Source organism: Sphingomonas sp. PEI4 (assembly GCF_056679955.1).
This window is the reverse complement of the sequence record NZ_CM155258.1, coordinates 3,872,250-3,886,521: the sequence shown is the minus strand read 5'-3', so window position 1 is coordinate 3,886,521 and position 14,272 is coordinate 3,872,250. Positions and strand designations below refer to the sequence as shown.

Here is a 14,272-nt window from a genome sequence, read left to right as displayed (position 1 = left end):
ACGCATGGCAAGGCGACGTCAGGCGGTAACGATCAAGCACGTCGCAGCGGATGCGGGCGTGTCGCTGCAGACCGTCAGCCGCGTTGTGAACAAGGACTCGGGCGTCCGGCCCGAGATGATGCGCCGTGTCCAGGCGTCGATCGACAAGCTCGGTTACGTCCCGTCGATCGCCGCGCAACGGATGGGTGGGTCGCGCTCGTACCTGATCCTCGCGCTCAACGATCGCGAGCGGACGATCGCCGACTGGCGCGCGCGGCAGGGTACCGACTGGTTCGACCAGATGATGCTCGGCGGCATGCTGACCTGCGCCGAGCACGGCTATCGTCTGATCGTCGAGCTGGTCGATACGCATAGCGACCATATCGAGCGCGAACTGCTGGCCGCGATCGCCGCGTTGCAGCCCGACGGCGTGATCCTGACGCCGCCGCATTCGGGCAATCCGCTGATCATCAACCTGCTTGAGGCGCAGGGCATCAGCTTTGCGCGGATCGGTTCGCTGAGCGACGGGCCCGGCATCCGGCTGATCATGGACGACACGCGCGCCGCCGGGATCGCGACCGAGCATCTCGTCGAACTGGGGCATCGCCGGATCGGCTTCATCGCCGGCCCCGACGAGTATGAACTGAGCGGATGGCGCGTCGACGGCTGGCGTGCGGCAATGCTCGCGGCGGGCCTCTCGACCGATGGATTGATGGCGCAAGGCGACTTCAGCCACGCTTCCGGCCGCGCCGCAGCGCAGGCGCTGCTGGCGCTGTCCGAGCCGCCGACCGCGATTATCGCGAGCAACGACCAGATGACGCTGGCGACGCTGGAACTGGCGCGGGAACGGGGTTTGACGGTTCCGACCGATCTCTCGCTGATCAGCTTCGACGACACCCCGATCATCCGCCTGGCGCATCCGCCGTTGACCGCGATCGTCCAGCCGATCGCCGAAGTCACCGCGCAGGCCGTCAAGCTCATCATCGCCGACCACGCCGACGGCCCCACGATCACGACCCCGGTAACGGTGTCCGCGTCGATGACGATACGCGAGTCCACCGCACCGCTTCTTGGCCGAAATGGAACTACCACCGCTTAATTGATCGTCGACATCCACGGCTATCAGCCTTCTGCCCCCCCGCCCCCGCAGTATGGGCGAACGTCGCTTAGGCCGTGGTTCGCCCAAAAGCGGGCTGGTCGCATTCCACCTGATCCCTGCCGTCCGGGTGATGGCCTGATCCATGGACGCTGAGTTACTGGCGGTTCGGAGCCAAACGCATCGGGCCGTATTGCATCGAGACGGCTGCTCCGCGAGTAGGGAGCATGCCTCACGCCAGCAACATCGTCTATTGCGACGGTCCGGACAGCCCCCACGCCTTCGACATCGTTCCGCTTCAACCCCGCAAGGGAAGCTTGGATGCGATGTGCCCCGTCTGCAAAGGCCGGGGCCAGTGGAATACCGAGATTGATCTCGTCAGCTTCCGCTGCAAGCGCACTGCCTGCGATCGTTGCCACGGCGCTGGATGGGTAGAAACCGGCTCCGACCCGGTCGGGCTGCCCGATATCGAGATCGCACCGGGAGGCTACCCCCAGTGGACCCTACGCTTCGAACCTGCTGACGAAGCCACCCAGATTGATCCCGAAACGCCAGGCCTGTCGCAGGCCTAGGCAGTTACTGGCTTGAGTCAGGCGCCCCGAGCTTCGCCGCGATCCGCGCGACTTCCTCATCGCTCGGCTCCTCCGGCAGTTCCTCGCCAGGCAAAAGCGCGTCATCGGGGATGCCTGGTGCGGTACCGGCAATCGGCTCGTCGATGGCGCGCTCGTTGGCACCATCCGTGATCTTTTCTCTGTTCGCCATGTCAGTCTCCTTCGTAGCGCTCAAACGCACAGAGAGCGCTAACGACCCTAAGCACGAAGACAAGGACGCTACCGAGCAAGCCAAGGAAATGGACGACGTGCAGGAAGATGCTACCAAGGAACGCGAAGAAAACGGCGGATACCAGTAGAACTGCACTAGCCGTGCCGGCGGCTGGTATAATCGAGCGCAACGTCAACATATGCCAGTGAAAGGAATGACTGCTTTCCGTCTTCCAGTTGCAACATTGACCCATGCCAGATTCGCTTATCGATATCCCATCGATCGCTTAAGTCGGAGATTACCTCGTGGTCCCGTAGGTTGACGCTTTAATTGAAATCGGGCAGCAGATGGCCTCTGCCCGCATTACGATGCGCATGATAAGGGCGTGCATGCTCAAAACAAAAATGAAGCGGCTTACCGGTCGCGGTGATCGCGCGGTCGAACGCCTTGCCGAGATCGAGACATCTATCACACGCCTTGCCGACAATGATCTGCTCGATCTGGCAGACATCTTCAAAGCCGAGCCCCGCACGCCAATCGGCGATATGGCGTTCCTGGAAATGGCGCGGAGAAGTATCAGCCTTTGACGGTAGCGGGGCCATGCGGTGGTAAAACAATCTGCTGCCGTTACGCTCGGACAACAGCCATGCCGAGCGGGCGATCAGTCACGTCGAGGCCCGGCATGAAGCATTGCGCAGTATCGCTATCTGGACACCGGACATGCAAATCCGAGAGGTTCACATGACGGTGAGCCTCTCGGATCAGGACATTATCGCCTAAGGCCGGACTTAGGACTTGAGCGATTTTGCCATGTTGAGATGCGCTGCGACCGTCGGCGCCAAGCCCGACGCGAACGTCTTGAGCTGGGGCACGTCGCCGGTTGCTGCATATCCCTGCAACGTATCGAGCGTCTGCTGATGCCCCGCGACCTGGGCAGCGGCGTACGCGGTGTCAAAGTCAGAGCCCTGCTTGGTCTTCAGGTCCGCGAGCTTCTGCTGCTGCTCGGCGTTGAGCGCCGGGTTGGGCGTCAAGGCTGGCGACAGCGTCGCCGTCAGAGCCTTCAGCTTCGCAGTCGAACCTTCATGGGCCGTGATCATCTGGCCAGCGAACTTCTTCACTGCCGCAGACGCGCCGTTGGTTACAGCGAGCTTCGAGGTCTCGATCTCGAACGCGTCGCTTGCAGCGGCCATGTTTACGAACGCCTGCCCACCCGAGGCGGGTGTTGCCATGGCATCGTTGGAACCAGCTGCGTTGACGTCCATGGCTGTCGTGTTGGCATAGGTGCCGTTATCGACGGCCGTGGTATCCTCGGCCTTCTTGTTGCATGCGGCCAATGACAGGGCCGTTACCGATACAAGTGTCATGGTCTTGAGATTCATCATCGTCTCCATCTGCTCACATATTGCCGCCCGCTCAACGCGTGCCTTGAGGGGACCGTTCCGCACGAGCAATAAGCTCCGGACCGATCGCAAGGCGCGTTCGTTCTAGCCATCTGCCGGCACAGCTGCCGGCCTTATCGGGACACGGCAATGAGCATCTTCAGCACGATCATGAACAAGGTTTTTCACCACAAGGCTGCGCCGACCGCTGCGCCCGCTGCAGCGCCTGCCGCGGCACCCCAGCCAGCAACACCGGCCGCGCCGGCCGCTGCCACCCAGCCCGTGCCAACGGCGCCCCAGCAGGCTGTCGATGTCGGTGCGGTCCTCAGCGAGATGGCGTCGATGAAAGATGGCGGGGGCAACTACCAGAGCTCGATCGTCGATCTCCTCAAGCTGCTCGACCTGGATTCCAGCCTGACCGCCCGCAAGGAGCTCGCCAACGAGCTGAATGTCCACGCGTCGGCTGACGGCTCGGCCGAGCAGAACATCGCTCTTCACAAGGCCGTGATGCAGAAGCTCGCCGATAACGGCGGGATCGTTCCAGACAGCCTGCGCAACTAACGCGACCGACCCGGAGGGGACCGCACCCTACGCGGTTCCCTCCCGCCTTAGACCGTCGGCGAATGGAGCACCGCGTGGTAGCCAGATGCTGGCTTGCTTACTGACACGGGCGCGACTTCGCTGATCATCGAGATAAACCAGTAACCAACTGAAACGACCGTTCGGGCCCGCCAAGTTGATGTGGGATAGGACGATGATTTGGACCCCGCCCGCCCTCGACGCGCGTTGTTAATGTTCCAGCAAAGGAGCGGATCATGAGCGACAGCGAACCGAACGCCGACGAAGGCGCAAGCCCCGCCGAGGACGTCAAGAAGCAAAACCCTACTGGAACGACGACCGGCGACCAGACCGGTGAGACCGGTGCCGACCATAAGGTTGAGGATCTCGCGAAGGCAGGCCGCGATGACATGGATACCGATGAGGGCGCCGAATAATTAGCGTATCAAAACTCAACCACCGCGAGGAGTAGGCCATGAGCGACCACAAACCGTCCGATCCGGGGTCGGAAGATTTCAAGAAAACCGCCGGCGAGAGTCTCGATGCAGGCATTGCTGATGAAAGTGCTGCCTACGAGAAGGCGATCGATGCCGACAATGCCGACGACGAGGTCGCAGAAGGCAAATGGAAGTCGACCGACGACGGTAGTGGCACGAGCGAAACTGACTGACTAGCGACGGACTAGCGGAGTGAGATCTCCAAAAGGTTTCAAGAGATGGGGCTGGCGAACAGTCCCATTTCTCCGTTTGCCTTCAAGTCTTCGAGGACGGCAATTCGGAATGCGTTTCGCGGAAGCGGCCTCTCCCATGAGGTCAGATTGTATCCAGGCCCGGAATTGTTTTGCGGGAGGATGGATCGACCGGAGCGCACGACATTGGTGGTAGTCGCGTCGCGGGAATGCGGGGCAGCAAAGCCTCATTTTCGTGGATATGTTCCAAAATCACGGCGTTTTGAACATATCAGAAGGAGAGCATGATGTCCGATACGTTCAAACCGACCGCAAAGATGGCTGCGAACGCGAAGAAGGGATTGAAGTTACGCGAGGATTTCGGACGCGGCGGTACTGACGTCGGGGTTCGTCGTGCCGAGCAACTCGCAGCGCAGGAGGATGCGACCCCCGAAGACGTGAAGTCGATGCATAGCTACTTTGCGCGTCACGCGGTCGACAAGGAGGGGAAAGCGCATGATTGGGGATCGGACACTGATCCGTCTGCTGGCTACGTGGCCTGGCTTCTCTGGGGCGGAGATGAGGGCAAGGAATGGGCTGACCGACACGCCGAAAAGCTAGAGTAAACGCTCTCAATATGTGAGACCTGATTGGCGATCGTCGTCTGATCGCGAGCAGGCATATTTTGCGGCGGAGGGCGGGGTTTGCACGACGCCGTCAGCGCTCTTTGCTGCTGTCAATCGTTGGGGCCGTCGGATGTACATTCTTCTTCTCGCCGCCGCTGCAGCCCTGGCGCAATCGCCCGTTGCTACGCCTGTTGTAAAACCAGGCACGATAGCGATCGTTGTCAGCGATAATACGACCACGTCCACGGCGGTCGCAAAGACGTTCACGGATGCCGTTCAACGGGCCCTCCTTCGAACACCCTTCCTACCCCTGCCCGACGTGAGCCACAGCCTATACGTCGCCACGGTTGAGGTATCACAGACGCGGCGCGGCATCGTCCGGTCCGGCAACGATCGGTCGGATCGGCCAGCCATGGCGGCGGGCCTTGGAGGCCTGTCGCTGACTCTGCCTTCTGGAAAGGATCAATTGCGCGGACTGATCGTGACCCGTCTCGAGGTGACCGTGTCGCTGCGCCGCGATAGCCGCGTCGTCTGGACGGGGCAGGCGACCACGGTACGCGCTAGCGGGACGCGAACCGGCGATCCTTCGGTTGTTGCTGCGGCACTGTCCGATGCCCTCCTGACGTGGTTCCCCCGGCAGCTGCCTGGTCCGCTGTCTGTCCCGTAAGGTTTACCACCCCAGGCGAGCATCCCGCCGAGCGGGTATGCATCCATGGCCGTCAGTCCTGCACTTCGGCGCCGCGTGCGAATGGAGTACCGTCTCGTTCTTCATCGGGGAGCATCGATAGAAGATCGAGACGGTTCTCCAAAAGTTCAGGGCCGGAACGCGCCGATGCCGGCGATCGCCATCTTGGGCTGGGCGGTCGCGACGGTGGTGAAGCCGAGCATCAGATACCGCGCCGATCGCGCCTTCGCGAAGGTGATGCGCTGCGTGGCGCGCGCGTAGGCGATGTTGCCGAACTCGCCCTCGCCCGCCGGCGTCCAGGTCTTGCCGTCCTCGCTCGTCTCGACGCGGTAGCGGCCCGGCGGACCCGCATCGGGCAAGGCCTGGCGGGTCGGCGTGAGGCTGAACCCGGCGACTTGGTCAGCCTTGCCCATGTCGATCATCAGCATGACCGGGCTGGTCGAAGTCGGCGCGGGCGTGGTCCAGACGGTGGCGAGGTCGTCGTCGAGCACCGCCTCGGCGCCCGCCAAAGGTGGCTTCATCGCACCGGCCAGCGACACCGCCTTGCCTGGATCGAGCGACACCGGACCGCCTTGCGTCGCACCGGCGATCGTCCACCCGGTCTTCGAGATGATCTTGTTGCCCGTCGCCTGCGATGCCGCGACCGCGACCGGCGCGACGCTGAGGAACAGCGACAGTTCGGTGATCGCCGGGCATGCCGGCGCCTCGACGATCCGCAACCGCACGCGGCGCGCCGTCACCGGCTCGGGCAGGCGGATGATGCGTTGCGCACCGATGCACTCGTGCACCGCGACCTCGCGCCAGGCGCCCTTCGCATCGGCCACGTCGATCGCGAACTTCGTCACGCGCACGCCGAGCGCCAGCGCCTCGCGGATCCGGATCAGGTCGAAACGGCGCCCCGGCGGCAGGTCGAGCACCAGCGACGGCGTCTTCACCGCATCGGGCGTGCTCCAATAGGTGTCGGGATTGCCGTCGAGCACATTGGCCGGCGCAAACCGCGCGCCGCGTACTGCCGAGGCGCTCGCCACCGCGCCCTTTGCCAGATCGGTCGCGAAGCTGCCACGCAACGCATCGCCGAACGACTTCAGCGACGCGAGATCGGGCTCGGCGATCAGCCCGCGGCGATCGGGCGGCAGGTTGAGCATCATGTTGGTGCCGCGCCCGACCGACTCGTCGTGGAACTGCATCAACCGCTGCGGCGACTTTACCTGCAGATCCTCGTCGGCATGATAGAACCAGCCGGGCCGGATCGACGTATTCGTCTCCGCCGGCCACCAGAGTGGCGCACCGCGGACGCCCGAATTGCCCTCGGCCTGCACATAGGGATGGTTCGGCATCGTCGGCCAGCATGGATCGCCCGCCCGCCCGTCCTCGTTGCCGACCCAGCGGATATCCGCGCCGAGCGGATCGAAGGTGCACGCCATGGGCTGCAATTTGTGGACCAGCGCGATGATCGACGGCCAGTCGTAATAGCGCGGCGCATCGATCTTCCGCGCCTCGCGCGCGCCGCCATAATAGCCGTCGCCGCCGTTCGCGCCGTCGAACCACACTTCGAACAGCTCGCCGTAATTGGTGCAGAGATCGGTCAGCTGCGCGCGGAAATACTCGACGTACGAGGGTTTTCCGTAGTCGGCGCGGTTGCGGTCCCACGGTGACAGGTACAGGCCGTAGGCGATCCCGGCGCGACGGCACGCGTCGCCCAGTTCGCGGACGATATCGCCCTTGCCGTTCTTGTAGGGGCTGTTGCGGATGCAATGCTCGGTGAGCTTGGTCGGCCAGAGGCAGAAGCCGTCATGATGCTTGGCGGTGAGGACGAGCCCGTTCAGCCCCGCGCTCTTGGCCGCGGCGACGATCTGGTCGGGGTCGAACGCGGTCGGGTCGAACAGCTTGGGGTCCTCGTCGCCGTATCCCCATTCCTTGTCGGTCCAGGTGTTCAGCGTGAAGTGGACGAAGCCGTAGCGCTCGCGCTTGTGCCACGCGAGTTGCCGCACGCTGGGCGTCGCACCCCATGGGGCCGGCGCGCCGACCGGTGCAGCCGCACCCGCCCGGCCAGCGGCAGCGGTGGCGAGCGTAGCGGCGATCAACGCGCGGCGATTGAGGTCTAACGTCATCGCGAAACTCCGGTGGTTGCAGGCGGCCGATCGGCAGGCGCGCGGCCAAAATCACGGTTGGGCTTGTCGCTCATCTCGAACACGAGCCGCCCGCCGCCAACGATATCGGCATGCGCGATCCAGCTCTTCGTCCAGAGCCGGCCGTTCCACGTCACCGACTGGACATAGGGCCGGTCGGCCGCATTGCCGCGCGCCTCGACGACCAGCGTCTTGCCCGCACCAACGCGCATCTCGGCACGATCGAACAGCGGCGAGCCGAGCACGTAGTTCGCGCTCACCGGATCGACCGGGTACAGCCCGAGCGCGCTCAGCACGAACCACGCGCTCATCTGCCCACAATCGTCGTTGCCGATGATGCCGTCGGGATCGTCCTTGTACATCTCGGTCAGCAGCCGCCGGACCATCGCCTGCGTCTTCCACGCCGCGCCGCAATAGGCGTACATATACGCGACGTGGTGGCTCGGCTCGTTGCCGTGTGCGTATTGACCGACCAGCCCGGTGATGTCGGGCGGTGCGTCCTTCGGCAGGATAGACGGTGCGTTGAACAGCCCGTCGAGCTTCTGCTCGAACTTCGCATCGCCGCCCATCGCCGCGATCAGGCCGTAGATATCGTGCTGGTTGAGGAACGTCGCCTGCCAGCCGTTGCTCTCGGTATAATCGCGCCACTTCGACGAATGGCCGAGCGCGATCGGATCGTACGGCGTGGTCCATGTGCCGTTCTCGAGCTTCGGCCGCGCGAACCCGATCGACGGGTCGAACACGTTGCGCCAGTTGCCACTCCGCTTGCGCAACCGCGCCGCATCGGCAGTCGCGCCCGCAGCGTCAGCCAGATGCGCAGACGCGTAATCGTCATACGCATATTCGAGCGTGCGCGAGACCGACTCGAACACCGTATCGGCGGGCACATAGCCCAGCGTGTCGTACGGCTTGATCCCGAGGCTATTGTCGAGGTTGGGCATCGCGAAATCGAAAGAGCGGCGCTTCACGTTCGGCCACGCCGCGGCATAGTTCGCGGGCACGCCCTTCGCGCGCGCCTCGGCCATCACCGACACCGAATGCCAGCCGATCATGCAGCCCGTCTCGACGCCTTGAAGCGGCCAGACTGGCGGGCCGTACGGGCTCTGCTGCGTCTGCCGGATCAAGTCGCCGACCAGCTCCGCGGTCCGCTCGGGCTCGATCAGCGTGAGCAGCGGATGGAGCGCGCGATACGTGTCCCACATCGAATAGGAACTATATGCGCGGTCCTTGCCGGTGATCGTGTGCACCTGCCGGTCGAGCCCGACATAGCGTCCGTCGACATCCGAGAACAACGTCGGCGCGAGTTGCGCATGGTACAGCGCGCTGGCCATGATCGTGCGCTGGGCGGTCGTGCCGCCCTCGACGCTGACGGCGGCAAGCGCGGGCGCCCAGCGCTTGGCGGCATCGGCGCGGTAGCGGTCGAAGTCCCAATGCCGCGCCTCGGCGGCCAGGTTCGCGCGCGCGCCGGCTACGTCGACCGCGGAGATCCCGGTGCGGATCACGATCGGCGCGGCGCCGGCATCGTCGTAATGCAGCACCGCCTTGACGCGCTTGCCCGCGACGCCTTTCGCGCCCGCCGCCTGCGGGGCGTCGCCATCGCCGTAGAAGACGATCCGGTCGGGCTTGCGCGACAGCTGCATCGCGAAGTGAATCCGCCGCCCCTTCGCCCAGCGGAACACGCGCCGACTGCCGGTCAGCATGCCGGTTGCGTCGACGTTTAGTGAGGCATCGTCGATCAGCACGCCGTGATCCCATTTGTCGAGGATCAGATGCGACAGGTCGATCAGGATATGCCCCGCGCCCGACGGGAAGACGTGGCGCTGGATGCCGGTCCGCTCGGTCGCGGTCAGTTCCGCACGGACACCCGATTCCAGCATCACGCGGTAGTAGCCGGGCTCGGCATGCTCGGCCGAGAAGCGCTGGCGATACCCCGCATCGGGATCGGCTAGCGTGCCCGGAGTCAGCTGGACCTTGCCACGCGTCGGCACCACCAGCACGTCGAGCATGTCGCCGATCCCGGTGCCCGACAGATGCGTATGGCTGAACCCCATGATCGACGTGTCGGTGCGGTGATACCCCGAACACGCATCCCAGCGCTCGACATCGGTATCGGGGCTGAGCTGCACCATCCCGAACGGCAAAGTCGCACCCGGATAGGTGTGGCCGTGACCACCGGTGCCGACGAACAGATCGGGTGCCGTAGTCGTGCGCGGCGTGGCGGCGAAGGTGGCGCGCGCGGTCAGTGCGAGCGCACCGCTCCCGGCGAGGAGCATACGGCGGGAGATGGTCATGCGCGGACTCCGAGAAGTGCGGGGCGTTTGGCGGCGATGTCGACGATCAGTTCGCCGAACAGCCCGTTGGCCCAGGCGAACCACGAGCGCGTGAACTTCGCGCCGTCGTCCTGATTGAAGGATTCATGCATGAACCCGGTGCCGCCATGCGTCGCTTTCAGCGCGGCCAGCGACCGCGCGACGGTCGCGTCGTCGCCAGTCTCGAGCGCGTTCAGCGCGTGCATCACGATCGACATCGGCCAGATCTCGCGCAGGCCGGTATGCGGACTCCCGATACCCTCCGCCGCCTTGCCGGTGAAGAAATACGCGTTGTCCTTGCTCCAGGCGCGCGCGGCGGTGCGCCGCCAGAGCGGATCGTTGGTCTTCACTGCACCGAGATAGGCGAGCCCCGACAGGCTCGGCACATTGGCGTCGTCCATGAAAATCGCATTGCCATAGCCATCGACCTCATACGCCCATACCGGCTGGCCGTTCGCGCTTTTGGTCAGGCCGTGCAGCCGCAACGCCGCCTCGACCTCGTCGGCCAGCGCGGTCGCATCCGCCGCCAGCGCAGCGTCGGGCCGGGCGCGCGTCGCGAGTTCCGCCAACTGGCGCAGCGCACGGACCGCGAAGATGTTCGACGGGATCAGGAACGGGAGAACGCACGCATCGTCCGAAGGCCGGAACCCGCAATGGATCAGCCCGACCGGTCGCGACGGCGGCCCATAGCCGTCGAGCGCCATGCTCTCGCCGACGATCGGCGACGACCGGCGGAAGCGATACGGCCCCGGCCCGTCCTTGCGCTGCTGTTCGCGGAACGTCCGGATCGACGCGCGCGCGCCGTCGGCCCACAGCGCATCGAACGGCGCGGTGTCGCCGGTCGCCTGCCAATAGGCGTGCGCGATCCACATCGGGTAGCAGAGCGAATCCACCTCCCATTTGCGCTCGCCGACGCCCGGTTTCATCACCGTGTCGTCGGTCAGCGACCAGCTCAGATTGGTCTTCGCCGAGGGGTCGTGCATGAACGCGTTGGCGTAGGGATCGATCAGGATGCACCGCGCCTGCCGCGCGATCAGCCCGCGGAACAGCGTCCGCAACGCCGGATCGCGCTTGGCCAGCGGGAGGTACGGATGGACCTGCGCCGAACTGTCGCGCAGCCACATGCAGTCGATGTCGCCGGTGATCACGAACGCATCGGGCTTGCCGTCGACCGCGCCCATGAACACCGTCGTGTCGAGTGTGTTGGGATAGCAATTCGCGAACATCCAGGCGAGTTCGGGATCGGCGATCCTGGCAGACACGCGCGCGATCTCCGCCTCGACCGCGCGGCTGGTGTAGCGACGATCGCCAAGCTTCGGGCGCTTGCTGACGAACGAGGGTGCGGCTGCCCGCAGCGGTCCGGCGAGGCCGAGCGCCGCGGCGCCCGCAATGAGCATCCGACGATCGATCATTTCGGCAAATCCTTGCTTCCCGTCACGGTGAAGACGGTATCGACACCCGGCCCGTCGCCGGGCTGGCCGCCGCCGATGTGCAGCCGATATTCTCCCGGCACGACACGTCGATTGCCCGCCGCATCGACGCTGCTCATGCCGCGCGGATCGATCGTGAACGCCACTCGGGCGGTCTGACCCGGCTTCACTGTCTCGCGCCTGAAACCGACGAGCTGGCGTTGCAGCACGGGGTCGTTGAAGCGCGGCTTCACCGCTGGCTCGGGCGGCACCAGATACACCTGCACCACCTCGTCGCCCGCGACCTTTCCGGCATTGCGCACCGGAATCTCGACCGTGACGCTCTCGCCCGCCGCGATTCTGCTGCGCACGAGTTTGGGTGCAGCATAGGCGAACTGCGTATAGCTCAGACCGTGGCCGAAGCCCCAGAGCGGCGTGCCGGTGAAGTAGCGATAGGTCCGCTCACGCATGTTGTAGTCGATGAACGCGGGCAGATCGCGCGTCTTCGCATAGAAGGTCACCGGCAGTCGCCCGCCCGGATTGCTCCTGCCCGTCAGCGTATCGGCGATCGCCTGCCCGCCAGCCTGCCCCGGATACCAGCCGACCAGGATCGCGTCGGCATGTGCCTTCGCCCAGGTCATCGCGACTGCGCTGCCGGTCATCAGCACGACGACCAGCGGCTTGCCGGTCGCCTTGGCCGCTTCGAGCAACCGCACCTGCGCGGCAGGCAGCCCGATATCGGTCCGATCGCCGCCAGAGAACCCGGCCACCTCGATCTGCAACGCCTCGCCCTCGACCGCGGGCGACAGCCCGACGAACGCAACGATCGCGTCGGCATCCTTCGTAGCCGCAACCGCCTCCGCGACCTGCGCATCGGCGGGCGCGGTCCAGGTCAGCCGCAGCCCCTGATCCTCGCCGCTATGCGCGAGTTCGACGCGGATCGCGTGAGCGCCCGCGGTCAGCGTCACCGACGCTTCGACATTCTTGCCGCTGCCATCGTCGTCGGCGACGGGCTTGCCGTCGATCCACAACCGCGCCGGATCATGCCCCTTGCAGTCGAAACAGCGCGGCACGTCGAGCCGGAATACGTACTCGCCCGCGGCCGGCGCGGTGATCGTCCCCGTCCAGCGTACCGAGAACGACGCCGGATCGATCCCCGGTGCGGGCGCGGTGCGATCCCAGTCGAAGTCGATCAGGCGGTCGGCGCGCACGACCGGCGTGCCTGTGAAGTCGCTCCCCCGGAAATACTCTCCGCGCAAGGACAGCGCGGTGTCGGGCACCGGCACGGGCACGCCCTCGGCGATGCTCGATCCTTGCGCATAGCGAACGCCGCCAAACGCCGTCCGCAGCGCCGCCAACGGTGTCACCGGCGCGGCGGCGGTGCCGTGATAATTCGCCTCCAGCACGTCGACGCTGTCCGCATTCGGCCCGATCACCGCGATCTTCGCCGACGGTTTCAGCGGCAGCACGCCGTTGTTCTGGACGAGCACCATCGCTTTCCGCGCCGCCTCCAGCGCCAGCGCACGGTGTGCGGGCGTGTCGAACTCGGTCGGCTTGATCGTGTCCCAAGGGCTCTTCGCGCCGAACGCGCCGCCGAGCATCCGCCGTACCGCGAAGGTCCGCGTCAGGCTCGTGTCGAGCGTCGCCTCGGGCACCAGTCCGCGGCGCACCGCATCGCCAAGCGCCGCGTAGGTCTTCCCGCAGTTGAAATCCATGCCTGCGGAAATCGCCGCCGCCGACCCGCTCGCGGCATCCGGCCGGTAATAATGATAGTTCGCGATGTTGCCGACCGCATCGCAGTCGGACACGATCAGCCCCTTGAAGCCCCATTGTTTCCGCACCGTCTCGGTCAGCAACGGCTCCGACGCGCACACGGGGACGCCGTGGATCGAATTATACGCGCACATCGTCGACAGCGCCTTGCCCTCGGTCAGCGCCAGCCGGAACGCCGGGAGGAACGTCGCCTCGCGGTCATGCGGCGAGATATCGACGTCGAACCCGTCGCGCCCCGCCTCGGGCCCGCTATGCGCGGCCAGATGCTTCGGCGTGGCGATCACCTTCGGATGCGCGAGGTCCGGGCCCTGCAACCCGTTGATGAACGCGACGCCAAGCCGCCCCGTCAGATACGGGTCCTCGCCATACGTCTCCTGCCCACGCCCCCAGCGCGGATCGCGGAAGATATTGATGTTCGGCGACCAGATCGTCAGGCCCTGATAGCGCGTCCGGTCGCCCGCCGGCAGCGCGTTCGACTTCGCCCGCGCCTCGGTCGACACGACGTCGCCGACGCGCCTGAGCAGCGCTTCGTCCCATGTTGCGGCGAGGCCTATCGCCTGCGGGAACACCGTCGCCACGCCGTTGCGCGCGAGCCCGTGCAGCCCTTCGTTCCAGTAATCATAGGCGGGCAAATTCAGCCGCGGGATTGCCGACGCAACGCTCTGCAACTGCGCCGCCTTCTCGTCGAGCGTCATGCTGCGGACCGCCGGATCGACCGTCTGCGCGAGCGCCGACGACGCGAGCAACAGGCCGGGCACGAAGGCGAGCCGGGCAAACCTGGTCGAGAGGCGCCCCCTCCCCCCATCCGTCATCCTGGGCTCGACCCAGGAGCCAGAGCCACGAGCGGCGGTGTCCGTAACTCTGGATCCCAGCGTTCGCTGGGATGACGGCAGGGTGGTG

General features: G+C 65.4%; 16 protein-coding genes. 8 read left to right on the top strand and 8 right to left on the bottom strand.

The features are described from left to right. The first annotated feature begins 4 nt into the window (after positions 1-4). Positions 5-1,078: a LacI family DNA-binding transcriptional regulator gene (locus AC1MLZ_RS18035; RefSeq protein ID WP_480959686.1), complete on the top strand. Its 1,074-nt coding sequence runs from the start codon at positions 5-7 to the stop codon at positions 1,076-1,078. 224 nt (positions 1,079-1,302) lie between these two features. Continuing rightward, positions 1,303-1,647 carry a hypothetical protein gene (locus AC1MLZ_RS18030; RefSeq protein WP_480959685.1) on the top strand — a complete coding sequence of 115 codons (345 nt, stop codon included), beginning with the start codon at positions 1,303-1,305 and terminating at the stop codon, positions 1,645-1,647. Between the two features lie 4 nt (positions 1,648-1,651). Here the strand turns inward: AC1MLZ_RS18030 and AC1MLZ_RS18025 are convergent, their stop codons facing one another. After that, positions 1,652-1,837, bottom strand: a complete 186-nt coding sequence (locus AC1MLZ_RS18025; RefSeq protein WP_480959684.1) for a hypothetical protein — start codon at positions 1,835-1,837, stop codon at positions 1,652-1,654. Here AC1MLZ_RS18025 and AC1MLZ_RS18020 point away from each other — a divergent pair. Next, on the top strand, positions 1,836-1,985 hold the full coding sequence (locus AC1MLZ_RS18020; protein ID WP_480959683.1) for a hypothetical protein: 150 nt from the start codon (positions 1,836-1,838) through the stop codon (positions 1,983-1,985). The genes AC1MLZ_RS18025 and AC1MLZ_RS18020 overlap by 2 nt on opposite strands. Before the next feature lie 178 nt (positions 1,986-2,163). On the opposite strand, the gene AC1MLZ_RS18015 is transcribed toward AC1MLZ_RS18020, so the two are convergent. Both AC1MLZ_RS18015 and AC1MLZ_RS18010 read right to left on the bottom strand, forming a co-directional pair. Beyond that, positions 2,164-2,478 (bottom strand): hypothetical protein, encoded by a 315-nt coding sequence (locus tag AC1MLZ_RS18015; protein WP_480959682.1) that lies wholly within the window; start codon positions 2,476-2,478, stop codon positions 2,164-2,166. Positions 2,479-2,625: 147 nt separating this feature from the next. Next, a complete protein-coding gene (locus tag AC1MLZ_RS18010) occupies positions 2,626-3,216 on the bottom strand; it encodes a DUF4142 domain-containing protein (RefSeq protein WP_480959681.1) in 591 nt (196 codons plus the stop codon). Positions 3,217-3,366: 150 nt separating this feature from the next. Here AC1MLZ_RS18010 and AC1MLZ_RS18005 point away from each other — a divergent pair, with 150 nt between their 5' ends. From AC1MLZ_RS18005 to AC1MLZ_RS17990, 4 genes are all read left to right on the top strand, one after another. Next, positions 3,367-3,777, top strand: a complete 411-nt coding sequence (locus AC1MLZ_RS18005; RefSeq protein ID WP_480959680.1) for a DUF3597 family protein — start codon at positions 3,367-3,369, stop codon at positions 3,775-3,777. A 254-nt stretch (positions 3,778-4,031) separates the two neighbouring features. Continuing rightward, positions 4,032-4,211, top strand: a complete 180-nt coding sequence (locus AC1MLZ_RS18000) for a hypothetical protein (protein WP_480959679.1) — start codon at positions 4,032-4,034, stop codon at positions 4,209-4,211. Positions 4,212-4,249: 38 nt separating this feature from the next. Continuing rightward, the gene (locus AC1MLZ_RS17995) at positions 4,250-4,444 is read left to right on the top strand and encodes a hypothetical protein (RefSeq protein ID WP_480959678.1); all 195 of its coding nucleotides are present in this window, start codon (positions 4,250-4,252) and stop codon (positions 4,442-4,444) included. 305 nt (positions 4,445-4,749) lie between these two features. Beyond that, on the top strand, positions 4,750-5,067 hold the full coding sequence (locus AC1MLZ_RS17990; protein ID WP_480959677.1) for a hypothetical protein: 318 nt from the start codon (positions 4,750-4,752) through the stop codon (positions 5,065-5,067). A gap of 91 nt (positions 5,068-5,158) precedes the next feature. Here AC1MLZ_RS17990 and AC1MLZ_RS17985 read toward each other — a convergent pair whose 3' ends face one another. Beyond that, positions 5,159-5,347, bottom strand: coding sequence for a hypothetical protein (locus AC1MLZ_RS17985; protein ID WP_480959676.1), 189 nt, complete (start codon positions 5,345-5,347; stop codon positions 5,159-5,161). 39 nt (positions 5,348-5,386) lie between these two features. On the opposite strand from AC1MLZ_RS17985, the gene AC1MLZ_RS17980 reads away from it, so the two are divergent. Beyond that, the gene (locus tag AC1MLZ_RS17980) at positions 5,387-5,734 is read left to right on the top strand and encodes a hypothetical protein (RefSeq protein WP_480959675.1); all 348 of its coding nucleotides are present in this window, start codon (positions 5,387-5,389) and stop codon (positions 5,732-5,734) included. A gap of 146 nt (positions 5,735-5,880) precedes the next feature. On the opposite strand, the gene AC1MLZ_RS17975 is transcribed toward AC1MLZ_RS17980, so the two are convergent. The 4 genes from AC1MLZ_RS17975 to AC1MLZ_RS17960 are packed head-to-tail and all read right to left on the bottom strand — an operon-like array spanning position 5,881 to position 14,184. Continuing rightward, entirely contained in the window at positions 5,881-7,863 is a 1,983-nt protein-coding gene (locus AC1MLZ_RS17975) for an alpha-L-fucosidase (protein ID WP_480959674.1), read from the bottom strand. Then, on the bottom strand, positions 7,860-10,172 hold the full coding sequence (locus AC1MLZ_RS17970; protein ID WP_480959673.1) for a GH92 family glycosyl hydrolase: 2,313 nt from the start codon (positions 10,170-10,172) through the stop codon (positions 7,860-7,862). Before AC1MLZ_RS17970 ends, AC1MLZ_RS17975 begins: the two co-directional genes overlap by 4 nt. Beyond that, positions 10,169-11,602: a glycoside hydrolase family 125 protein gene (locus tag AC1MLZ_RS17965; protein ID WP_480959672.1), complete on the bottom strand. Its 1,434-nt coding sequence runs from the start codon at positions 11,600-11,602 to the stop codon at positions 10,169-10,171. Before AC1MLZ_RS17965 ends, AC1MLZ_RS17970 begins: the two co-directional genes overlap by 4 nt. Beyond that, a complete protein-coding gene (locus AC1MLZ_RS17960; protein WP_480959671.1) occupies positions 11,599-14,184 on the bottom strand; it encodes a glycoside hydrolase family 3 protein in 2,586 nt (861 codons plus the stop codon). Before AC1MLZ_RS17960 ends, AC1MLZ_RS17965 begins: the two co-directional genes overlap by 4 nt. Between the last annotated feature and the right edge of the window lie 88 nt (positions 14,185-14,272).